General features: G+C 62.6%; 17 protein-coding genes. 7 read left to right on the top strand and 10 right to left on the bottom strand.

The features are described 5' to 3' along the window. Window positions 1-9: 9 nt before the first annotated feature. On the bottom strand, window positions 10-1305 hold the full coding sequence (locus tag ACOZ4I_RS13145) for an ABC transporter substrate-binding protein (protein ID WP_424000254.1): 1296 nt from the start codon (window positions 1303-1305) through the stop codon (window positions 10-12). 282 nt (window positions 1306-1587) lie between these two features. Between ACOZ4I_RS13145 and ACOZ4I_RS13140 the strand changes: the two genes are divergently transcribed. Continuing rightward, on the top strand, window positions 1588-3510 hold the full coding sequence (locus tag ACOZ4I_RS13140) for a glycoside hydrolase family 127 protein (protein ID WP_424000252.1): 1923 nt from the start codon (window positions 1588-1590) through the stop codon (window positions 3508-3510). 592 nt (window positions 3511-4102) lie between these two features. Here the strand turns inward: ACOZ4I_RS13140 and ACOZ4I_RS13135 are convergent. Beyond that, window positions 4103-4450 (bottom strand): hypothetical protein, encoded by a 348-nt coding sequence (locus tag ACOZ4I_RS13135; RefSeq protein WP_424000250.1) that lies wholly within the window; start codon window positions 4448-4450, stop codon window positions 4103-4105. 538 nt (window positions 4451-4988) lie between these two features. On the opposite strand from ACOZ4I_RS13135, the gene ACOZ4I_RS13130 reads away from it, so the two are divergent. Beyond that, on the top strand, window positions 4989-6053 hold the full coding sequence (locus tag ACOZ4I_RS13130) for a mannonate dehydratase (RefSeq protein ID WP_424000248.1): 1065 nt from the start codon (window positions 4989-4991) through the stop codon (window positions 6051-6053). A gap of 306 nt (window positions 6054-6359) precedes the next feature. On the opposite strand, the gene ACOZ4I_RS13125 is transcribed toward ACOZ4I_RS13130, so the two are convergent. The 4 genes from ACOZ4I_RS13125 to ACOZ4I_RS13110 all read right to left on the bottom strand — a co-directional run bounded on the left by ACOZ4I_RS13125 (window position 6360) and on the right by ACOZ4I_RS13110 (window position 11070). Continuing rightward, window positions 6360-7538, bottom strand: a complete 1179-nt coding sequence (locus ACOZ4I_RS13125) for an ABC transporter ATP-binding protein (RefSeq protein ID WP_424000246.1) — start codon at window positions 7536-7538, stop codon at window positions 6360-6362. A 58-nt stretch (window positions 7539-7596) separates the two neighbouring features. Further along, window positions 7597-8493, bottom strand: a complete 897-nt coding sequence (locus tag ACOZ4I_RS13120) for a carbohydrate ABC transporter permease (protein WP_424000244.1) — start codon at window positions 8491-8493, stop codon at window positions 7597-7599. Window positions 8494-8495: 2 nt separating this feature from the next. After that, window positions 8496-9464 carry a carbohydrate ABC transporter permease gene (locus ACOZ4I_RS13115; RefSeq protein WP_424000242.1) on the bottom strand — a complete coding sequence of 323 codons (969 nt, stop codon included), beginning with the start codon at window positions 9462-9464 and terminating at the stop codon, window positions 8496-8498. A 166-nt stretch (window positions 9465-9630) separates the two neighbouring features. After that, window positions 9631-11070, bottom strand: a complete 1440-nt coding sequence (locus ACOZ4I_RS13110; protein WP_424000240.1) for an extracellular solute-binding protein — start codon at window positions 11068-11070, stop codon at window positions 9631-9633. 783 nt (window positions 11071-11853) lie between these two features. On the opposite strand from ACOZ4I_RS13110, the gene ACOZ4I_RS13105 reads away from it, so the two are divergent. Next, on the top strand, window positions 11854-12615 hold the full coding sequence (locus ACOZ4I_RS13105) for an IclR family transcriptional regulator (protein WP_424000238.1): 762 nt from the start codon (window positions 11854-11856) through the stop codon (window positions 12613-12615). 52 nt (window positions 12616-12667) lie between these two features. Here the strand turns inward: ACOZ4I_RS13105 and ACOZ4I_RS13100 are convergent, their stop codons facing one another. Beyond that, on the bottom strand, window positions 12668-13567 hold the full coding sequence (locus ACOZ4I_RS13100) for an NAD(P)-dependent oxidoreductase (RefSeq protein WP_424000236.1): 900 nt from the start codon (window positions 13565-13567) through the stop codon (window positions 12668-12670). A gap of 468 nt (window positions 13568-14035) precedes the next feature. Between ACOZ4I_RS13100 and ACOZ4I_RS13095 the strand changes: the two genes are divergently transcribed. Together ACOZ4I_RS13095 and ACOZ4I_RS13090 are read left to right on the top strand one after the other, a co-directional pair. Further along, window positions 14036-15487 (top strand): aldehyde dehydrogenase family protein, encoded by a 1452-nt coding sequence (locus ACOZ4I_RS13095; RefSeq protein WP_424000234.1) that lies wholly within the window; start codon window positions 14036-14038, stop codon window positions 15485-15487. A 172-nt stretch (window positions 15488-15659) separates the two neighbouring features. After that, a complete protein-coding gene (locus tag ACOZ4I_RS13090; protein WP_424000232.1) occupies window positions 15660-16598 on the top strand; it encodes a dihydrodipicolinate synthase family protein in 939 nt (312 codons plus the stop codon). Window positions 16599-16885: 287 nt separating this feature from the next. Here ACOZ4I_RS13090 and ACOZ4I_RS13085 read toward each other — a convergent pair whose 3' ends face one another. Beyond that, window positions 16886-18088 (bottom strand): ABC transporter substrate-binding protein, encoded by a 1203-nt coding sequence (locus ACOZ4I_RS13085; protein WP_424000230.1) that lies wholly within the window; start codon window positions 18086-18088, stop codon window positions 16886-16888. A gap of 93 nt (window positions 18089-18181) precedes the next feature. Between ACOZ4I_RS13085 and ACOZ4I_RS13080 the strand changes: the two genes are divergently transcribed. After that, on the top strand, window positions 18182-19498 hold the full coding sequence (locus ACOZ4I_RS13080) for a methyl-accepting chemotaxis protein (RefSeq protein ID WP_424000228.1): 1317 nt from the start codon (window positions 18182-18184) through the stop codon (window positions 19496-19498). A gap of 385 nt (window positions 19499-19883) precedes the next feature. Beyond that, window positions 19884-20645 carry an IclR family transcriptional regulator gene (locus ACOZ4I_RS13075; protein ID WP_424000226.1) on the top strand — a complete coding sequence of 254 codons (762 nt, stop codon included), beginning with the start codon at window positions 19884-19886 and terminating at the stop codon, window positions 20643-20645. A 45-nt stretch (window positions 20646-20690) separates the two neighbouring features. Here ACOZ4I_RS13075 and ACOZ4I_RS13070 read toward each other — a convergent pair whose 3' ends face one another. Beyond that, window positions 20691-21782: a Gfo/Idh/MocA family protein gene (locus tag ACOZ4I_RS13070; RefSeq protein WP_424000224.1), complete on the bottom strand. Its 1092-nt coding sequence runs from the start codon at window positions 21780-21782 to the stop codon at window positions 20691-20693. Between the two features lie 103 nt (window positions 21783-21885). Then, complete coding sequence (locus tag ACOZ4I_RS13065; protein WP_424000222.1) at window positions 21886-22806, bottom strand: carbohydrate ABC transporter permease; 921 nt, start codon at window positions 22804-22806, stop codon at window positions 21886-21888. Between the last annotated feature and the right edge of the window lie 2 nt (window positions 22807-22808).

The following is a 22808-nucleotide window of genomic DNA, read 5'->3' as shown; positions in this document are numbered from 1 at the left end:
CGGCACGTATTAAGCCTGCAGGATCTTGTCGATCTTCGACTTAGCCTCGGAGAGCGCCGCCTCGACTTCCTGCTCGCCCAGCAGCGCACGGGCCAGCGCGTTGTTGAGGGGATCCTGCATTTCGATGGTCTTCGGGTGCATCGGCGGGGCGTGGCCCTGCTCCATCGCCCGGGTGAACGCGTCGTACAGGTGGCTGTTCTCCTCGACGTAGTCCGTTTCGAGGCCGCTCTGTCGCGGCGGCAGGTACCCGATGTCTTCCACCGTCGTCCGCATGCCGTCCTCGGACTGGGACCAGCGAATGAACTCCTTGGCGGCGCTGAACTTCTCCTCGTTCTCGGCAATTCCGTTCGGAATGACGACGCTGTTGCCGCCGAGGAAACTCGATTGGGTGCCCCCTTCTGGCTTGGGGAACATCGCGGTGGCCATGTTGTCCCAGACCTCCGGTGACTGCTCTTTGATGTGGGAGACGAACCCCGCGGAGTACGCCATCGAGGTCTCCTGGTTCATGAACGACTGCAGCGTCCACGTGTCGTTCGAGGTCGGGTCCGTACAGAGGTCTTCTTCGACCATCGTCTTGAAGAAGTTGACGGCGTCGATCGCGGGCTGTTGGTCGATCAGACACTCCGTCATGTCCTCGTTGAACAGTTTGCCGCCGCCGGCCCAGACGTGTGGCATGAAGAAGAACAGCTCCAGCCCGAGGGAGTTCGATCCAGCCAGGTTGAGTGACAGGGGCGTGTAGTCCGTGTTGTCCCTGATCGCCTTTGACGCGTCGATGAACTCCTGGAAGGTCTCCGGCGGACTTTCGGGGTCGAGCCCGGCCTCCTCGAAGTGGGCCTTGTTGTAGAGGTAGACGCTGCAGTCGATCCAGAACGGGAGTGCGTGTACCGTGTCGTTCCAGGTGGTGAAATCGGGGGTCAGCGGATCGAAGTAGTCGTCGTGCCCGAGGTCGTTGTATAACGACCCGAGATCCGAAAGTGCCCCGAGCTGGACGAACCGCGGCAGGTAAATCACGTCGAGGCCGACCACTTCGGGGGCCTTTCCCGCGTTGATCTCCGAGATGAGCGACCGGTACTTCTCCTCCGGCGGCTGGATACTCGCGGTCACTTCGATGTCTTCGTGGGCCTCGTTGAATCCGGGCTCGTAGGCAGCCATCGGGTCGTCCCGCTCCCGGAGTGTGATCTGTACCGCGCCGGAGCTCGAGCCGTCCGAACTTCCGCTGCTGTTCCCGCCGAGACAGCCGGCCAGACCGACTGTCCCCGCCGTTGCGATACCCTCCAGTAGCCGTCGCCTGTTAATATTTCGCATGCAATCTGAAACGTCACAATACTACATTATAAATCTTTCTTTTATGTTCAATTCGGGGCACGCTCACCGAGGGATTCACGTCTGCGCTTCCGGCGCGAGCGACCGCACAGAGACACGCGAACATCTCCCTGAGGAACTCCCGCCGCCGAACTGATAGCGTACCTTGCGCTCCGTCCTCCCCGATGAGGTGTGGTGCGACGCGTGTTCCCGGGGGCGTGCCGATTATGACATATCTTGATACTTCAGAAAGATTTATATTGTCTGCTTAATCGAATCTAACTGATGAGTGAGCAGCGAAAGCCGATGTCAATCGGGAGTGTACAGATTGCCGACGACTTCTGGCAACAGCGCCGCGAGGTGAACCGCGAGCAGACCATCGAGTACCAGTACCAGCAACTACAGGAGTCCGGGACGCTGGAGAACTTCCGCCGGGCCAGCGCGGGCGAGGAGGGGGACCACAACGGGATGTGGTTCCAGGATTCTGACGCCTACAAGTGGATCGAAGCGGCCAGTTACGTGCTCGCCAATCACCACGACCCCGAACTCGATGGTCGCGTCGACAGCGTGATCGATCTGATCGCGACCGCCCAGCAAGCGGACGGCTATCTCAATACCTACTTCGCACTCGAGGAGCCCGAGAAGCGCTGGACGAATCTCAACATGCTGCACGAACTGTACTGTGCGGGCCACCTGATCGAGGCGGCCGTCGCCCACTACAGAGCGACCGGCAAGGAGTCGCTGCTCGACGTGGCCATCGACTTCGCCGATCATATCGACCGGACGTTCGGCGACGAGATCGAGGGGGTTCCCGGCCATCAGGAGATCGAACTCGCCCTGATGGAACTCGCCGACGTGACCGGCGAGCCCCGCTATCGGGACCTGGCGAAATACTTCGTCGACCTGCGCGGACACGACGACCGACTCGCCTGGGAGTTCGAGAACATCGAACAGATCGCCGGGTACGACCCGGACGATAGCGAGAACGGTATCGCCGGGCAGGCCGAGACCGTCTTCCTCGAAGACGGCGAGTACGACGGCAGCTACGCCCAGGCTCACGCCCCGCTGCGCGAGCAGGAGGCCGTCGAAGGCCACTCTGTCCGGGCGATGTACTACTTCGCCGGGGCCACGGACATCGCCGCCGAGACTGGCGACGACGACCTCCTCCAGCACCTCGACCTGCTGTGGCGGAACATGACGGAAAAGCGGATGTACGTCACCGGTGGGATCGGGTCCCAGCACGTCGGCGAGCGCTTTACGACTGACTACGATCTCCCGAACGACACCGCTTACGCCGAGACCTGTGCGGCGATCGGGAGCATCTTCTGGAACCAGCGCCTGTTCGAGGAGACCGGGGCAGCGAAGTACGCCGACCTCATCGAGCGACAACTCTACAACGCCGTCCTCGTCGGCGTCTCGCTCGACGGGACCGAGTTCTTCTACGACAACGTCCTGGAGAGCGACGGCGAGCACGACCGCGAGGGCTGGTTCGAGTGCGCCTGCTGCCCGCCGAACATCGCTCGCCTGCTCGCGTCCCTCGAACGGTACCTCTACGCGGTCGACGACGACGGGCTCTACGTCAACCAGTACGTCTCGGGGACGGCGACGCCGACGGTCGATGGGACGAAGACGACGCTGACGCAGACGGCAGACTTCCCGTGGGAAGGAACGGTCGAGATCGACGTCGAGGCGTCGGAGCCGACGGAGTTCGCTGTCCGTCTCCGCGTTCCCGAGTGGTCTTCTGGGGCGTCTGTCTCCGTGAACGGGGATCCGATCGACGTCGACGCCGACGCGGGGTACGTCACGATCGAGCGGACCTGGGACGACGACCGGATCGAGGCCGAATTCGAGATGGACGTGCAGGTGCTCGAAGCGCATCCGAACGTCGAGGCCGACATCGGCCGCGTCGCCCTTCAGCGTGGCCCGCTGGTGTACTGTCTCGAAGGCGTCGACAACGAGCGGCCGCTGTACCACTACGAGATCGATCCGGAGACGAACTTCGACGTGACGCATCGCGAGGGCCTCCTGGAGGGGGTCGTCACCCTGGACGGGACGGCGACCGTCCCCTCGAAAGACGACTGGGACGACGAACTCTACCGCCCGGCCGACGAGACCGACGAGACGACGGCTCCGATCACCGCCGTGCCGTACTTCGCCTGGAACAACCGGGGACCGAACCCGATGCGGGTCTGGATCCGCGAAGCGTAACGACGGCGGTCGCCCGGCAACGGATTCCGTTTCCCGGAGAGGACGCTCTGCTGACTGCACAGCCTCGTCCGTAGCCGACAGCTGTCTGTGGTGGGCACGGTGCGTGTTCTCCGACTGGAATTCTGTTTATCGTGAATAAACAACGGTGGCCTGCCGTCCAACCGGGCAGCACTGGTGACTACGATTATTCCAGTTCGACTGGCGCCTAATTCTCCGAGTAGCGGCTGAATATGCGGAGTTACGCGACTTCCCACGTTGTGATATTACTACTCATGATAGTAGTTAACGTGGTCGAGCGATCGTCAAATGCGTGCTTGTTTATTCTGGATAAACGATGGCCTCCGGAACATCGATGATAGTCTGTGTACGTTATCTCACCGTGGACAGTATTGACGAGCGGGCAGCCCACTTCGTAGTGATTCGCAAAGGGTGTCTGTGTATGCAGTTCGACGACACGCTCGGACCCAGATAACAGCCGTACTATTGTTATCTGGGTGGGGGGTCTCACTCCCTCGACAGTGTGTGCGACACTTGCCCGACACGGCCCGATATTCGACGCACTCTGGTCATCGTCCCGGGAAAGACGAGCCGCTTACGGTCCCCGTTCCTGTTCGAGGCTACACTGCCAGTAGAGGACGAAGAACCCGGCGAACAGTCCTCCCCAGAGATAGAACCCACCGCTCAATCCCCACAGCCCGATGGTTCCGATACCCCACAGCGCAACGAGCAGCGCCGAAAGCCCGACCCATCCGAGTCGATTCGGATCTCGTTCCCGGATGTGAACGAGGTAGCGAACGACACCGACGACGCCGAACACAGTCCAGCAGACAGCTCGGAGCGCTGGTGACGATCGGTTCTCCCGCACCGCTTCTCGATAGACGTACTGGCCGATCAGTACGAGAAAGAACAGCGAAACCAGTCCCACAGACAGCCAGTCCATGTGGGTTTTCAGTTCCGGGAGTGCAAGTCTCTTCCGGGAGATGCACACAATTACCAGGCCCGATATCGAGGAAGGTGAAAATGGGAAGAGGAGAAGCTACTTTGTGTGTTGATATCAATGGCTATCTCCGAAGTAGATAATTATGACTTCTTACAAGGCTTATCTGGGACCTTTCTGACCACCACAGGTGTATCGTGCCTGATTTGACCAGCATACTCCCGATCTATCGGTCTATACTCGGCTATCTGGGAGATTATATGTCGAAATCTGGTGCGGAGGAGATGACCGCTCGAATGAGCCGCTATAGTAGCCACTGAAAGTCAGTGCACACCTGATCGCACGATTGCAGTGCGATCAGTATGTAAACCGTTTCAATTGTTACTATAGCTGGCCGTCGCTGTCGATTCCGTACGTGCCGGCGCACGTACTGGTATCTCGGCTTACGACCCAGCCCACCTCCGCAACCGGATCTGACGAGAGCCACCACTGGCGACCGAAACCCGGAATTTTATGATTGCGTGGCTCGGATACTACTGGTATGGCTGAGCGTGCCAGCAGCGATAGAGCTGAGAGTGCCAGTGACATCCGAGTCGGCGTGCGAACGCGGACGCTCTCGGAGTCCCGACTACGGTACATCCGACAACTGGGTGCGACCGATATCTTCGTCGACCACGCCGACACGGAAGAAGAACCCGACGAGTTCAACGACCGCGACGGTTCGAACACGGTCGCCGTGGGGCGCGATTCCATTCCGTCGGTCCGGGAACTGGAAGCGGCTCGCGAACGAGTCGAGTCCAACGGGCTGCGTCTGACCGGCATCCAATCGCTCCCGTACTCGCTGTACGGCGACATCATGTTCGGACGAGAGGGCCAGGAGGAGGCACTCGAACAGATCAAGACGCTGCTCCGAAACCTCGGCGAGGCCGGGATTCCCATTATGGGATACCAGTGGAATCCTCGCGGTGTGGTTCCGATGCGAACGACGCCGGCGGAACTGCGCGGCGAAGCGGAGGGCACTGCGTTCGACCTCGACGAAATCGAGGACCCGGACGAACTCGCGCCAGGCCTCGACCGACGGTACGAGGAAGAAGAGTTCTGGGAGAACTACGAGCGGTTCCTGACGGAGGTCCTGCCGGTGGCCGAAGAAGCCGGTGTGCGAATGGCGCTCCACCCGGTCGATCCGCCGGTCATCGAATCGATGGGCGGCATTCCGCGACTCTTTCGGAACGTCGAGAACTTCGAGCGCGCGATGGATATGGTGCCGAGCGACAACCACGGCTTGAAGCTCTGTCTCGGCTGCTTCTCACAGATGGGCGAAGACGTCACCGACGTGTTGCGCCGGTTCGCCGAGCGCGACGAGATCGTGTTCATCCACTTCCGGGACGTCGTCGGGACGGTACCGAAATTCAACGAGACGTTCGTCGATCAGGGGAACTTCGATACCGTCGAGGCGATCGAGACGCTCGACGACGTCGGCTTCGAGGGCGCAGTCATCCCGGACCACGTCCCGAAGATGGAAGGTGACGACGACTGGCGACACCGGGCACGCGGCTTCACGGTCGGGTACCTTCGCGGCGTCGTCGATACGGTTGGATACCAGTAACGATCGCGGGCAGTTCGGGATCTGCCCAGAGAGATAGCAGGTTTCGCTTTTCGCCCGTGCGACAGACTGGAGCGGAACAGAGCGATAGCTACCGTCTGTCGCAGTCGCGAATCCTTCTCCGGCGATAGCTGCTCGACGGGTATTCTGAGAGAACGGACGCGGCCCATTCTGTGGGGCGCAACTGCGTGATTCGGCCGTGTTTCTGACCGAGGTCTCGGCTTTTCGTCGACGGTCGACTACTGTGAGTCGGTACGGAACGACGTCGAATACTACTGGTCAGAGAGAAACGACGGTGCCGGTCAGTCGCTACGGTGCGGTGCCGTAGACCAGCGAGTCACCGGTGTGGTTGTCGAACAGGTGGCACTTCTGGAGGTCGAAATCGAGACTGAGTTTGTCACCGCGCTCGATGTCCGTGTTCGGTTCGACGATGGCCTTGTACTCGACGCCGTTGTTCGTCACCGTGAGGAAGAAGTTCGACCCCATCTCCTCGACGACGGTGACGTCGACGGTCGTGTGGCTGTCGCCGTGCCCGTCGGCGCTGTTACGGACGCTGATGTCCTCGGGTCTGACGCCGAACCGCGCGTCGAATTCGCCAGTCTGATCGAGGCGCTCTTGCATCCATTCCGGCAGTGGAATCGTGAACGCGTCCGTCCGTATCTCTTCGGCGTCGACGTTCACCGTCGCGTCGAAGAAGTTCATCGAGGGGCTGCCCATGAACCCGCCGACGAACTCGTTTGCGGGCTGGTCGTACACCTGCTGTGGCGGGGCGATCTGCTGGACTTCCCCGTCGTTCATGACCACCACACGGTCACTGAGCGTCATCGCCTCGGCCTGATCGTGGGTGACGTAGATCGACGTTTTGCCGATCTTGTTGTGCAGTTTGTTGAGCTCCGTTCGCATCTGCACGCGGAGCTTCGCGTCGAGGTTCGACAGCGGCTCGTCGAACAGGAAGACGCGGGGTTCGCGAACGATGGCGCGGCCGAGCGCGACGCGCTGTTGCTGTCCGCCCGAGAGGTCTTTCGGCTGCCGTTCGAGGAGGTCCGGGATCTCCAGTAGCTTGGCGCTCTCTTCGACACGCTGCATTCGCTTTTCTTTCGGGACGCCACGGACCTTCAGCGGGTATTCCATGTTCTCCCGGACGGTCATGTGGGGGTACAGCGCGTACGACTGGAACACCATCGCGATGTCCCGTTTGCGCGGCGGTTGCCCCTCCACGTTCTCGCCGTTGATGACGATCTGCCCCTCGGTGATCTCCTCCAGCCCGGCGATGGAGCGAAGCGTCGTCGACTTGCCGCAGCCGGAGGGGCCGACGAACACGATGAACTCCCCTTCCTTGACGTCGATATTCATGTCGTCGACGGCGACGACGCCGCTTCCACCGTCGTCGTACACCTTGGTCAGGCCGTCGATTTTCAGGAACGCCTCGCTGTCGGCGTCGGTACGTGCGTAGTCTTGTTCGGTGTTGATTGAGTCTGTCTTGCTCATGTGTGGGTATCGTTGTGTTGGTTCAGTGTTTGTGGTATCGGACGTATATAATTTGGGTCTATCCTTTGATCGCACCGGCCGTCAGTCCGCTGACGATGTGGCGCTGGAACAGGATCACGAACAGCAGCGCGGGCAGCATCGCGATGAAGCCGGCTGCGGCGAGGTAGTTCCAGAGGATGACCACGTCTTCGATCATCATCATCGCTCCGACGGGGATCGTCTTCGCGGCGTCGGTGAACGTCAGCACGAACGCGAAGAGGAACTCACGCCACGAGAACAGGAACGTGAGGATCGCACACGCTGCGACGCCGGGCTTGGCGAGCGGGAGGATGATGTCCTTGAACGTCTGGAAGCGGGTTGCGCCGTCGATGTACGCGGCCTCGTCCAGGTCCGCCGGGATCGAGACGAAGTAGTTCCGCATGAGCCAGACGACCAGCGGGAGGTTCATGTACGTGTACACCATGATCAGCGCGATGCGCGTGTCGATGAGGTTCCCCAGGCTGAACATCCGGTAGAACGGGACGAGCATCCCGATCGGCGGAAGCAGTCGCGCACCCAGAATCCCGATGAACACGTAGTCGTCGTACGGGAAGCGGAACCGGGAGAACCCGTAGCCCGCGAGCGTCCCGAAGGTGACGACCAGGATCGTCGTCGCAATAGCCACCACGAGGCTATTGAGCGTGAACATGTTGAACGATCGCTGGAACCACAGGTCGGTGTAGTTCGTCCAGATCGGGTCGATGATCTCCTGCGGAACGAGGCTCGGCGGGAACGCGTGTATCCCCGCCATCGTCTTGATACTGGAGACGAACGTCCAGTAGATGGGGAAGGTGAAGTACAGTACCAACGCGGAGAGAACGGCCGTGACGACGTATTTGCTCGTGATGGCACGGCCGAGGCTCTGGATGATCTCGTATCGGCGCTCCTGATCGAATAGTGGGTTGCTTGTTGACATTGTTATGCGGTTTCGAGTGCGTCTTCCTGTACCTGTAGGACGTAGATGGTCACGAATATCATCGTGATGACGATCATGATGACCGACAGCGCCGACGCGTAGCCGAGCCGCGACTGCGAGATACCGACGCTGTAGATGTACGTCGCGAGGACGCGCGTGGCGTCCGCCGGACCACCGCCCGTCATCGCGAAGACGATCGAGAACGTCCGGAACGCGAACATCGACATGATGACAATCGCGATCGCCGCCTGTGGCTTCAAATGCGGGATCGTGATGTCACGGAACTGCTGGAAGAAGTTCGCGCCGTCGACGTTCGCCGCCTCGTACAGATCGTCCGGGATCGTCTGGAGCCCGGCCAGCAGGAGTATTGCGGCGAATGGTGCCCGTGCCCACGCGTCCACGACGACGATGGAGACGAACGCCAGCGTCGGGTCGGTGATGAACCCGAGGTTCTGCGAGATGAGTCCAAGCTCCGTCAGGAGGCCGTTCACGATGCCGTAGTCCGCGTGGAGCATGAACCGCCAGATGAGGCCGGTTACCACGAGCGGAACGGCCCACGCGAGGAGAATCAGGACGGTAAACGTACTCCTGACGCGTTTCGACTGGACCTGATGGATGGCGAGCGCGGCGCTGAGTCCCAACAGGAACGCCAGCGACACCGACCCGAGTACGTACATCACTGAGTGTTTCAGTGAGAGGTAGAACATCGGGTCCTGGAACGCCTGGATGTAGTTCTGTAACCCGATGAACTGGTCGGGGCTGTACTGGTTCGTGATGTGGGTGCTGGTCCAGATGAGGTAGCTCACGGGGAGCAGCACGATCGTGCCGAGCAGTAACAGCGGAGGAGTGAGAACGACAAACATGAATTTGTCGTTGATCCACTCCCGTATCGGTCCAACGTCGCCTGTCTCTTCCCCGCTGAAGAGCCCGAACCCTTCACGGATGGATTGCGTGGTACTTTTTGAAGCCATCTGTTTGCTACTGTTTATCGTACGTTATTTAATCTTTTCTTTCTATACGTCCCGGGGACAGCCAGTTCGTCGAAGAATGACGCCGTGTCGACAGTCCCGGAGAAAATACGACTAGTGTCGCTGAATTGGGTTCTGCTGGGCCCCTATCGGTGGTGTTCGCCGATCATTACTGCCGGTCTGCGATGTTCTCCACCTTTGTCTGGGCGTCGTCCAGCGCGGCCTGTGCCGATTTCTGCCCGAGCCACGCCGACTGAAGTTGGCTGATGAGCGCGTCGTACGTCTCGATCTGGTTTGGCCACAGTTCCACCTTGGCGAGGCCGGCGATCTGCTGCGCCTTCTCCTTGTGATGGGCATCGGCGAGCAGATCGGTCTCCCAGGCGTTCGCGTTTGCCGGATAGTTGCCTTCCTGATCGTACTCCTGTGCGCTGGCGATAGCGCTCCGCGCCCCGTCCATGTAGACCATCGCGGCGCGCTTTTTCGCCGGCGGCGCGGCGCGGTTGATCGCGAGGAGGTCGGTGTTCATGTAACTGACCCGCTCGCCGCCTTCGGCTTTCGGGGGCAGTCCCATCATGTACTGGTCGGTGTCTTCGCCCCACTCGTCGTAGGCCAGCGACATCATCCCGATACTGCCGACGTAGCCGGCGAGGCCCTCCCCGAGGAAGAGGTCGGCCAGACCGCCCTCCCCGTACTGCATGATGTCGGGGACGAGTCCCTCCTCGATCATCTGCTGTTGCCATTCGAGCGCGGCGACGCCGGCGTCCGAGTTGACGACCACGGAGCCGTCGTCCTGGACGAGTTCGCCCCCGCGCGACCACGTCTGCTGGAGCCACGGGTAGATGGGGTAGCGGTTGCCCTTCCCCCACCAGACGAATCCGTAGTAGTCCTCGCTGTGTGCGCTCGCCTCCTCACAGACCTCGCGGATGTCCGCCCACGTCGCCTCGTCGTAGAAGTCCTTCGGGAACCCGAGTTCCTCGAGCAGCGCCGGGTTGTAGTTGAGCGTGTGCCCCTCCGAAATCGCGACGCTGCTGTAGACGTGTTCTCCGTCGAGGGATGGATCGACATCGGTGGTGAGCTGTTCCTTGAAGTACGGCGGGAACGGCTCGTAGGCCTCGTCGTTCCAGAGTTCGTCGACCGGTTCCAGCCAGGCGCCGGCCACGAAGTTCAGGAAGAACTCCTGGGAGATCTGCATCAGCGCCGGGTTCGACGACCCCGCGGAGAGCAGCGTTCGCATCTTCGAGACGGCGTCGGACGACGGAACGGTGACCGGGGTGGACTCGATGTCCGTCTTTTCGGTAAAGAGGTCCGCGTACCAGCCAGTGGCGGGGTCGTTCTTCATCGACCCGAGGTTCATGCGTTCGAACGCGCTCGCCACCTCCTCTTCGTTGTAGGCCGGGGGGGTCCAATCGTTCCCGTTGATGCGGTTTCCGACCGATTCGGGTGAGTTGATGTCGAGGCTCCACTCCCCGATCGTTCCCGATTGACCGCCCGCGGTGCCGTCGCCCTGCGTCCCTGTACCGCTTCCACCGCTACCGCCGTTTCCACCGCCGCCGCCGTCGCCGCCCGAGCCGCTACACCCTGCGACGGCCGCGGCACCGGTTGCACTCATGATACTCAGCAGTTTTCGTCGGGATAGCCCGTTGTCTGCGACCATACAGAACAACCAACATAGGTAATTAATATATATCTTTTGGTCGTTTCCGTCCTGACGACGTTCGACGCCAGATGGTGACCGGGTGCCCAGTTAGATTTCGTGTGGCAAAACCACCGTCTGCGACGCACTGCTCGGATCCTGTTTGTTCCTGTCGAATCCCGCGCCTGCATATCTGTCTCCTGTGATCTCTCCGTTTTCAGGTGGGACTGTTCGCCACGAAATGAACGTGAGAATTCGAACTCTGCCCCAGTGGCTACACGACAGCGCTTGTACGACGGTGCGAGAACTTGAGCGAAAAACTCTCTCTGTTCTCTCCTGGAGAATACCCCGTCGAACCGTCCAGTCTGATTGTACTAACAGATGTACGTCCGTTATTGGGTTCGACGTGGACTTGACGACCACTGTCCGGAAAATAATAGGTGTACGCTCGTTACAGGTGCCAGCGCTTCCCCAGTGGCGAACACGGGTCAGGACCGATCAGCCGTTCGTCTCCGTCACTCTCACGATGTCTCTTCCATGCTGAATACTGAAATATCCAACTGAGAACCCACTAGGTGCATGATTCGCGACTCGAGAACACTCTTGCACGGGTACGTCCATCGATGTCGTTGCGACCGTGGATACTGCAGCCTACGTCGTCGCTGTTCGAACGTCTGCTACGCCACGGTTCGGGTCCGAGTCGCCGGCGTTCGTCTCTGGGGAACAAGACCTAAGCGTTCGTAGTGGCAACGACCACCTATGGAACGAAGCCCGCGAAAAATCGACGCGGTCCGAAACACCTGCCGCATCATCGACGTCCTTCGCGAGCGCGGCAACGCCGGAATCACGGAAATCTCTGAGGAACTCGACTTCTCTAAGAGTGCCGTTCACGGCCACCTGGCGACACTGCAAGACGAGGGGCTCGTCGTCAAAGAGGACCACTCCTACAGCCTGAGCCTCCGGTTTCTCGACATCGCCGAACAGGTCAAAAACGGGATCGCTGACCACGAAATCGTGAAAGACGAGGTCAACAATCTGGCCGAGGAGACGGGCGAGGTCGTCCACTTTGCGACCGAGGAAGACGGACGCGTCGTCTACCTCTCGAAGGCCAGCGGCGACGACGCTGTCGAGACCGCCTCGAAGATCGGCAAGCGGATGCCGATGCATTCGACGTCGCTGGGCAAGGCGATACTGGCCGAACTACCGCAGGCGCGCCGCGAGGAGATCATCGAGCGGTACGGGCTGCCCGAGCAGACCGAGAAGACGATAACTGACGCCGAGCGCCTCCACGAGGAACTGGCGGAGACCAGTGAGCGGGGCTACTCCATCGACGACGAAGAGAACATCCTCGGGGTCCGCTGTATCGGCATGGCCGTTTCCGTCCCCGAGGCGGACGTGCTCGGGGCGCTGAGCATCTCGGGACCGTCCCGGCGGATGACCGACGAGCGAATGGAGACCGAACTCAGCGAACAGATCGCGCAGGCGGCGAACGTCATCGAAGTCAACTCCCGGTACTCGTAGCCATTTCCTCACCGACCGCGTCGGTGCCCGTTTCTGCGACCTGATGTGCCGCTCACTCGTCGATACGGGCCTTCTCTCCGGCCAGGTCCTCGATGACCTGGATGACGCCGGAGTGGTCGTCCCGACCGCGGTCCGTCTGCTCCATCGCTTTGTACATCTCGTGGACGACGCTGGTCGCGGGCATCGGCGTCCCGTACTCCTCACCGGCGTTCGTCGCGATGCGGAGGTCCTTGTAGTGATACGACGAGAAGAACCCGGGCTCGAAGTTGCCCCGGATGACTCGCGGAGCGCGCGCGTCGAGCGACCAACACGCGGCCGCGCCGCCGCTGATGGCGTCGAGGACCTTCTCTAAGTCCGCACCGCCCTGCTTCGCGAGCAGGAGCGCTTCCGCCACCGCCTGGTGCTGACAGCCGACGATGATCTGGTTCGCGGCCTTGGTGACCTGTCCGGCCCCGCTGTCGCCACACCGCGTGACGGTTTCGCCCATCGCCTCGAACAGCCCGGTGACGGCGTCGAACGTCTCCTCGGGTCCGCCGACCATGATCGAGAGCGATCCGTCGACCGCCCCTTCTTCGCCCCCGCTGATTGGGGCGTCGAGCATCACCGCGCCCTGCTGTTCGACGTTTTCGGCGAGTCGTTCGGTCGCGGCCGGCGAGATCGTCGACATATCCACGTATATCTGCCCGTTGCGCAGCGCGTTCAGTATCCCGTCGTCGCCGCGGACGACGGACGTCACGGCTTCCGTGTCGGGCAGGACCGTCACGACGACGTCAGCGGCGCGGGTGACTTCCGCGGGCGACGACGCGGGTTCCGCTCCCAGTTCGGCGAGCTCGTCGACGGGCGCTCGCGAGCGGTTGTGGGCGACGACGTCGTACCCCGCGTCGAGGACGTTCTCGGCCATTGGCTGTCCCATGATACCGGTTCCGATGAAACCGACGGTCTCTATCGACATACCGATAGTCGTGTCGGAGAGCTACATAAAACTCTAGCGTCGGGCACAGATTGACCCTAGATTGTATCGTCTCGTCGTAATCAGAGCGGCGCGTGGGGCGACGTGTCGCACCGTTCCAGTGGGACTGCCACTCGATTCTCGCCAGGATGCGATGCATTTTTATAGTATAATCGAGACACTCCACCTGTCCCGCTAGTCGTCAGGGACATTCGAGTCTGTCATGTGACTGCTGGTCTCCACATTGGGGGAGCACCGACCGTCTGTCCCGGCCCCTCAATGTCGTAGCCCGACACTGGCCGTCGCAATTCACTCGACATCCGAAGAACGTCGCCAGCCACGTCGCCGTGTCACCGACTCGCTCGGAGTGTGAGCGGCGACTGCTGACTGGAGGCCGGATCGGCGTTGCAGGCAACTCGTTCCACCCTCACCAAAACATTAGTAACCCAGGGTAGAGAACGACTGACTGGAATGCCGAACGAGTACGGTAACTACGTCGACGGTGAGTGGAGCGAATCGAGAACAGCGGAGACGTTTGCGGTGCGGAACCCGGCGAACGCCGACGAGGTCGTCGCCCGATTCCCGGATTCGACGACGGCCGACACAGAGGCCGCGATCGAGGCGGCCGTCGCGGCACAGGACGAGTGGGCGAGCACGCCCGGCCCGGAACGCGGCGCGGTGCTCAAGGCCGCCGGAGCGGAACTGGAGGCACGAAAGGACGACGCGACCGAGACGCTCGTCCGCGAGGAGGGAAAGACCCGCTCGGAGGCCGCGGGCGAAGTCCAGCGCGCCATCGACATCTTCGCGTACTACGCACAGAAGGCCAGAGACCTGGGCGGCGTCGTCAAGTCGCCGAGCGGGCGAAACAAGGAGCTCTCGACCAAGCGCGAACCGCTCGGGACGGTCGGCATCATCACGCCGTGGAACTACCCCATCGCGATTCCGGCGTGGAAGCTCGCGCCCGCGCTGGCCGCCGGCAACACCGTCGTCGCCAAGCCCGCGTCGGCGGCACCGAACTCGACCCGAATTCTCTTCGAGTGTCTCGACGCGGCCGGTCTCCCCGACGGCGTCGCGAACGCGGTCACCGGATCGGGGAGCGAGGTCGGCGCACCGCTCACCGAACACGAGGCGATAGACGGCGTCTCGTTCACCGGAAGCACCGCCGTCGGAACCACCGTCGCACAGACCGCGTCGGAGAGTCTCAAACGCGTCCAGTGTGAGATGGGCGGCAAGAACCCGACCGTCGTCATGCCGAGCGCCGACGTCGACGAAGCGGTCGAAATCCTCGGCGCTGGGGCGTTCGGGACGACCGGCCAGTCCTGTACGGCTGCCTCCCGCGCGATCGTCCACGAGCAGGTGTACGACGAGTTCGTCGAGGCGATGGTCGAGTACGCCGAGTCAGTGGAGATCGGTCCCGGCCTCGACGACCCGGATATGGGTCCGCACGTCTCTGAGAGCGAACTCGACTCGACGCTCGAGTACGTCGACATCGCGGAGTCCGAGGGCGCGACGCTCGAGACCGGCGGCCAGCGCCTGACTGAAGGTGAGTACGAAGACGGCTACTACGTACAGCCCGCAGTCTTCTCCGGCGTCGACAACGACATGCGAATCGCACAGGAGGAGGTCTTCGGGCCGGTGCTGGCCGTCATCCGGGCCGACGGGTTCGACCACGCGCTCGAACTGGCCAACGACACCGAGTACGGGCTCTCGGCGAGCATCGTGACTCAGGACCTCACCGAGGCCGAAACCTTCCTCGACCGCGTCGAGGCGGGCGTCGCCAAGGTCAACGAGAAGACGACCGGACTGGAACTGCACGTCCCGTTCGGTGGGTACAAGCAGTCGTCCACGAACACCTATCGGGAGCAGGGAGACGCCGGGCTGGACTTCTTCACGTCGACAAAGACGGTCTACCGAAACTACTGATGCCGGCGATCCAGAGCACTCGAATCCCCGCGTGACACCGCTGGCGAGGCCTTTTTGACCGCCGGATGCCGTCGGAGAACCGCATCGGCGCGGCCGTACCGACGGCGAATCAACCGGCTATTGTTGCAGCTGTTAGATAGATTTATAATTGATGAACTTCACAATTTTTCCAATGCCACTGGCAGAAGCGCAGGTCAAGGAGCAGTTGCGTGGCGTCGCCGCGGGGCTCCTGACACCGTTCGACGAGAACCGTGCGATCGAACACTGGAAGATCGAGGAGAACGCCCAATCCCTCTACGACGGCGGTATTCGGACGTTTCTCGCGGCCGCCAACATCAGCGAGTATCACTCGCTCTCGCAAAGCGAGCGCGTCGACGTCACGGAGACGAGCGTCGACGCGCTGCCGTCGGACGCGTGCATCCTCGCCGGTGTCGGCGGAAGCACGGACAACGCGACGGAACTGATCGAAGCGTACGACCGACTCGGGGTCGACGCGATGATGATCATGCCTCCCGATCACACCTATCTCCACGAGCAGGGCCTGCTCGATTACTACCGGAAGCTGGGGTCGGTGACCGAAACGCCGCTCGTTCCGTACGTCCGCGGGTTCGACCCGTCCGTCGAGTACCTCGGCGACCTGACCCGCCTCGACAGCGTCGCGGGAATCAAGTACGCGCTGAAGGACCCGATCAAACTCGGCGCCGGTATCAGCGCCGGGAGCGACGACGTGGTCTGGGTCGACGGCCTCGCCGAGCCCTTCGCCGTCAGCTACTGGGCCGAGGGCGTCGAAGGGTTCTCTGCGGGCGTCAGCAACTTCCGACCCGAGGTAGGACTGGAACTGTTCGACGCCCTCTCGTCGGGCGACTGGGAGCGGGCCAGGACGCTCCGTAACATCTGTCTCCCGTACCAGAACTTCCGGGACCGAACGGGCCAGAACAACGTCATCGAGGGCGCGATCAGCGTCCCCGCAGTGAAGGAGGGGCTCGAACTCGCGGGCCTCCACGGCGGGCACGTCCGCGAGCCGATTCGACCGCTCGACCCCGAAGAAGAAGCGCGGGCCGAAGAGATATACAATCAGCTCGACGACGACATCAGCCGTCTGATCGACTGACACGCCGACCGATCGCGCGACGGAGCGACCGAGAGCCACTCGCGAGTCGTCTCGCCAGGTTGGCGTTCGCTCCGACGCAGGCACGGGACTTTCTCCGGTTTGGACGGTCGTTACTGCGATATTTCGGTTTGAAGTAGTGCCACCTCGCTAAATAATCTATTATATTCTTTGATTTGGGTTGTTTGGGCCTATTATCTGGCCTCATATTCTGAGATCTTGAAAAATACTCTTCACGCGCAGACTCTGTATTTAAAATCGTCGAGGAAGAATCGAATATACACTATCGATCACAGAATGTCGACCAGTCGGTCGTACAAGTCGTCCGGGTTCCAGTCGAGCAGGAAGGTCGAGAACGCGCCCTGGAGTTCGACGAGCGTGGCGGGACCGATCGCTTGCCCGTGGGAGATTGACTGAACCGGCTCCGTCTCGTCGGCGGTGAACGCCGCCATCTGCGACCGGAGGAAGGGCGGAAACTGATCGACGGGAACGTCCGTCCGGGGCGGGATCGACCCCTTCTCGCGGTTGAAGCGCCGCTGGCCGTCGATCGAGCCGGCGTATTCGAGGAACGCACGGGCGGCGGCGGGGTTCGCGGCGTCGGCCGCTGGGACGATGGCGTCCATGTTCAGGACGTACTGCCCGTCGGTCCCGGGAAAGGGGACGTGGTCCCAGTCGGTCCCGAACGCGAAGTCGGGCGCGTCGTGGAACACGCTCGCCGACCAGTCGCCCTGCGGGAAGAACGCGCTTTCGCCGTCGACGAAGCGGCGCTCGGCCTCCTCCCAGGAGAGGTAGACGGCGTCGTCGGGCGCGTAGTCGGCGATGTCGCGGACGATGCCGATGGCGTCCCTGATCGCGTTTCGGTGTGCTTCGGGGTCCGATCGACAGATCGAGCGATGGGTGTCGACGCCGGACTGGCCGAGCAGGACCTGTTCCCACAACTGGAGGACGTAGGAGGTCCACTGGTTCTTGAAGGGAAAGAGGACGCCGACCGCTCCGGTCGCGTTCTCGACAGTCTCCAGGGCGTCGAGCAGTTCCCGCGGCGTGTCAATTTCTTCGGGGCGAATCCCGGCCCGGTCGAGGACGTCCACGTTGTAGAAGAGGTTGTTGAGCCGGTGGATGTTGATGGGGACTGCGTAGTAGCGCCCATCGAGGCGGGACGCGGTCTTCGCGCCCTCGTGGTACTTCTCGTGCATGTCCGAGGCCTCCCACAGCTCCGTCACGTCGCTGATGACGCCGGCGCGCTGGTACGGGCGAAGCGTGTTGCCGGGCCAGTCCATCCAGAGGTCGGGCGGGCGCTCGCGCAGCAGTCGGCGCTTGACCTCCAGACTGACCTTCGGCGTCGTCGCCTCCGTGACGGACACGCCCCGCTCGCGTTCGAAGCCGTCGACGAGCGCGTCGACGGCGATCTGATCCGGGCCGCTGAACTGGTGTAACAGCTCCACGTCGGCCCGATCCGCCGTGCCTTCGGTGGGCGTCGTCCGCTGGGAGACCATGTCCTGTCTCTACGTCTCCCGCGCTGTGGCATCAACCTTGTCTCCCCACCCCGGAGACGAACGCTTATGAGCACTGCACGTCGGATGTGTGGTATGCGAAACCGAGGTCGCTCCCGGTCCGTCCTCCGCGCCGGCTTGCTCGGCGAGTTCCTGCTCGTGACGGCGCTCGCGGTCCTCTCGTGGGGTGGATGGGCGTCGCGAACTGCGGCGGTGGCTGGCCTGAGCGCCGGCGCCGTCGTCCTGCTGGCGACGGCCGTCGCGGACCGACGCTTGCGGGGAAATGCACCGCCCGTCGTCACCGACGGCGGCGGGGCGGGACCGGACGTGCACTACGCGCGGTCGTATTGCCGGACGCTCGATGCATGCGCCGAGGGCGACCTGACCCGCCGCCTCGAAACCGACGTGGACGCCGTCGCGCTGGGTGACGTGGCACAGTCGATCAACGACCTGCTCGAGAACTACGAGACCACGCTCGGCACGGCGGACGCGTACGCCAAGGAGGTGTCCGGGTCGACGGCGCAACTGACGACGGCGACGAAGACGACCAAGGAGACCTGTGAGGGAGTCGGCGAGATCGTCCAGGACATCGTGGCGGCGTTCCACGAGCAACACGAGCAGGTCGAGGAGGTCTCGGCCGAGATCCACGAGATCTACGACGCCATCGAGCGCACCTCGCGCATTCAGGCGGGCCTCTCGAAGAAGGCCGAGCGGATGGAACAGGCGAGCGACGAGGGGGCGGCGTCGACCCGTGCGGCCTACGCTGCCATGTCGGACGTGCAGACCCAGTCCGCGGAACTGAGCGAGATGATCGAGTCCCTCGATCGGAAGACCAACGAGATCGAGCGGGTCGTCGAGCTCATCAACACCATCGCGGACAAGACGACCTCGCTCGCGCTCGACGCCTCGCTCGAAGTCGTCCGCGACGACGCGACGAGCGAGGACCTCGGCGACGTGGCCAACGAGATCACGTCGCTCGCCGACGACACGAAGGAGGCGACCGGCGACATCGAGGCCCACCTCGAGGACATCCAGGCCCAGACCGACCGCGTCGTCGGCGAGATGGCGGCGATGGAGGCGACCGCCGACGACGGCATGGCGACGGCCGAGGACGCCCTCGACGCCCTCTCGCGCATCTCGGAGAACGTTTCCGAGACGGTCGACGGGATCGAGGAGATCAGCCACGAGACGGACGAACTCACCGCGTCGGCCGAGGAGATCGCCCACAGCGCCGACCGGATGGCGCGGGTGAGCGACGAGACCATCGGCCGCGCCGAGCGGGTCGAGTACATCGTCGAGGAGGTGACGCTCGCGCTCGGCGAGATCTACGTCAACACCAAGAACCTCGAGATCGAGACCTCCCACCTCGTCGGCGTCCTCGACTGGTTCAGGACGGACGCGGAGCCCAGCTAACACCGGAGGCGTGGCGATACTATCTGAGTGTCGTCAATATCAGGAATCGTAGATACCGTCTCGATTCGAGTTGGTTCGGTTCTTCGAGACGAACCAGGAACTGCGATCTCAGGCGCTTCGGAGCCCTTTCTAGTGGGGCTGTGGATGACAACGAGCAGAGCGGGCGGAAACTGAAGGATCGCTCATCAGGCCGCTGATTCTTCGGGTAGGTGGCGCTGAAACTCGCGTATCCGTCCGCTCACAGAGGCGGTTCCAGAGACACTCCTGCCAGCGGACAATTCTCGGATCGTATCGACCGTATGATGGTTGTCAACCGGTCCCGGATCGGAGGCGGATGTGCGTCTCGCCCCCGCGATTTATTACGGTCCGAACCGAGCGTTCTGTCATGGATAACAGTAACAACCGGGTCAGTACCACGGGGAAGACCTTCGAGATCCTCGAGGCGCTCAAGGGGCGCGAGGCGGGACGGATCACCGATCTCGCGGCCGATCTCGATCTGAACAAGAGCGTCGTGTACAACCACCTCATGACGCTCCGCGACGCGGGGTACGTCGTCAAGGACGGCGACACCTACCGACTCGGACTGAAATTTCTCGACTTCGGATCGAGCGCGCGCGGCGTCCTCGACGTCTACGACGTGGGCAAGCCCAAGGTGAACCAGTTGGCCGACGAGATCGGCGTCGTCAGCAGTCTGATGGTCGAGGAGCGCGGCGAGGGCGTCTACCTCTACCGGACGCGGGGCGGTCAGACGATCGAACACCAGGCCCACGCCGGCTATCGAACGCCGCTGCACACGACTGCGTCCGGCAAGGTCCTCCTCGCGTACATGGACGACGAGCGGGTCGAGTCGATCGTCGAGGAGCGCGGCCTGCCCGCCGTGACGCCGGAGACGATCACCGACCGCGAGGAACTGCGTTCGGAACTGGAGAGCGTCCGCGACCGGGGCTACGCGCTGGCGGAGGGCGAGAACGTCGCCGGTCTGCGCGCCGTCGCAGCGCCGATCCAGTCACAGGGAGGCGACGTCCTCGGCGCGATCAGCGTCTCGGCCCAGGCGAATCAGATCTCCGACGACCACTTCGAGAACGAGATTCCGAACGTCATCCGCAACGCGACGAACGCCATCGAACTCGACCTCAAGAGCTGGTGAGCGCGGGAGCGGCGTGCTGTCCACAGGTCGCGGTTTCGCGGCGCGTCACTGCGTCGGGCTGACCGACTCCCGTGCCTCGGCCAGCAGGTCCTGAACGCGGACCGGCTCGTCCGTCCGACTGCTCCGCATGGCCGCCTCGATGAGCGCCATCGACTGGAGGTTGTCCGTGACGTTGGTCTCCATCTCCGCGCCGCCGTCGAGCCACTCGAGGAACTGGTCGACCAGCCAGGTGTTCCCCCAGGCCTCGCGGCTGTCGAGCGGGAAGGGCTCGCCGACGCCGTCTTCGAGGCCGCCCATGACGCCCTCCGCGTCTGCCTCGTAGGGGTAGCGGGTGATCTCCCGGTCGTCGAGGACGAGCGTCTCGTCGCGACACTCCGCGCGCAGGTAGTCGCTCTTCCAGCCGTTGAGCGTGACCGCGTTCGACTTCGCGCCCTCCCAGGTGGCGCGGACGCCGTTCTCGAACCGGAGCTGGACGAGCGCCTGTACGTCGCCCTCGTACTCGGCCCACTCCGGCGTCCACGTGTCGGCGTATATCGTCTCACAGCGGCTCCCGGCCATGTCGGCCATGAAATCGAGCTGGTGGACCGCGCCCTCGATCATGAGCACGTCCTCCATCTCGTGGCGGAAGGCTCCCCACGTCCCGTACGAGCGCGCGTTACAGGTGAAGCGCCCGACGAGGTAATCGAGCGGGCCGGACGCCGCGGAGCGGAGGCGGCGTCGGAGCGTCGTCTTGTCCCGGTCGAAGCGGTGGCTCATCGTCACGCCCATCTTCAGGCCCGCGCGCTCGATCTTGTCCGCGATCCTGACTGATGCCTCGAGCGTCTCGGCGATCGGCTTCTCGCTGAGGACGTGGAGGTCGTGTTCGATGGCGGCGTCGACGACGTCCTCGTGGACCCACGGCGGCACGACGATGGTACAGAAGTCCGCGTCGACCTCAGCGAAGGCGGTCTCGAACTCGGTGTAGCACCGATCGGGGTCGACGCCGAGGTGCTCGACGGCGGTCTCGTGCTGCGATTCGTCGACGTCAACGGCGGCGACCACGTCGATCGTTCCGTCCTCGACGTACGGCGCGAGGAACTCCGTACACCAGTTTTCGCCCTGTCCGCCCGTACCGACCTGTATCGCTCTGTATGACATAACGGTGGCTACCTAGTAGCTAGCTCCCAGTAGTATATGTCTTTCCCACAGCGATAATACGTGAATAATTTCTATAGCTACGAAAGTGACGGTGGGGCGGCGCTCACTCCTTCAGTGCGCCCTGGGTCAGGCCGCTCACGATGCGGTCCTGGGCGAGCATGACCAAGAGCGCCATCGGGACGACGCCGATGATGCTCGCGGCGGCCATGAGGTTGTACGCGACCGACTGGGTCCCCTGGAACTGGAGAATGCCGTGAAGCACCGGGGCCCAGCTGTCGGCCGTGCCGGTCACCATCAGGTACGAGAAGAAGAACTCGTTGTAGACGATGATGAACGTGAGGATGCCGGCCGTCGCGACGCCCGGCGCGGACAGCGGGACGATCACCCGGAACAGCGCGCCGATGCGGGTCGATCCCTCGATGCGCGCGGCGTCTTCGAGTCCGTCGGGAATCTGGCTGTAGAACGTCGATAGCAGGAAGATGATGAGCGGCATGACGAGCGCGCTCAGGGGCATCACGACGCCCCACGGCGTGTTGTAGAGCTCGGGGTACGGAAGCCCGAAGAGCGAGACGTTCCCAGTGAACAGCCGGAACAGCGGGATGAGAAACGCCACCGGCGGGAAATACGAGATGACTAGCACGACGACCATCAGCGGGGTCCGACCCCTGAAGTCGTAGCGGCCGAACACGTAGCCCGCGATGGAGCCGACGAACAGCACGATGACGGTCGTCATCGCCGCGATGAGGACGCTGTTGAGCATGTACCGCAGGAACGGGATGGTCTGGAAGACCTCGACGAACACCCCGGGGTTGAACCCGTTCGGGAGCAAGCCGAGCCCGGAGATCGACCGGTTCGGCGTGAGCGCAACGACCGTGAGCCAGTAGAACGGGAACAGCGACGCGGTCAGGAAGAAGCCGATGCCGACGTAGGTCAGCCAGCGGTACACGACGTCGGGTTCGTGGACTGCCCGGTGGGCGGTGCGTTCGAGGATGTTCTTCTCGTCGCCGGTGTGTGCGCGTGCCATGT

Origin of the sequence: Haloarcula salina (assembly GCF_049603855.1) — an archaeon.
Lineage (GTDB): Archaea > Halobacteriota > Halobacteria > Halobacteriales > Haloarculaceae > Haloarcula > Haloarcula salina_A.
This window is presented reverse-complemented; position numbering and strand designations above follow the sequence as displayed.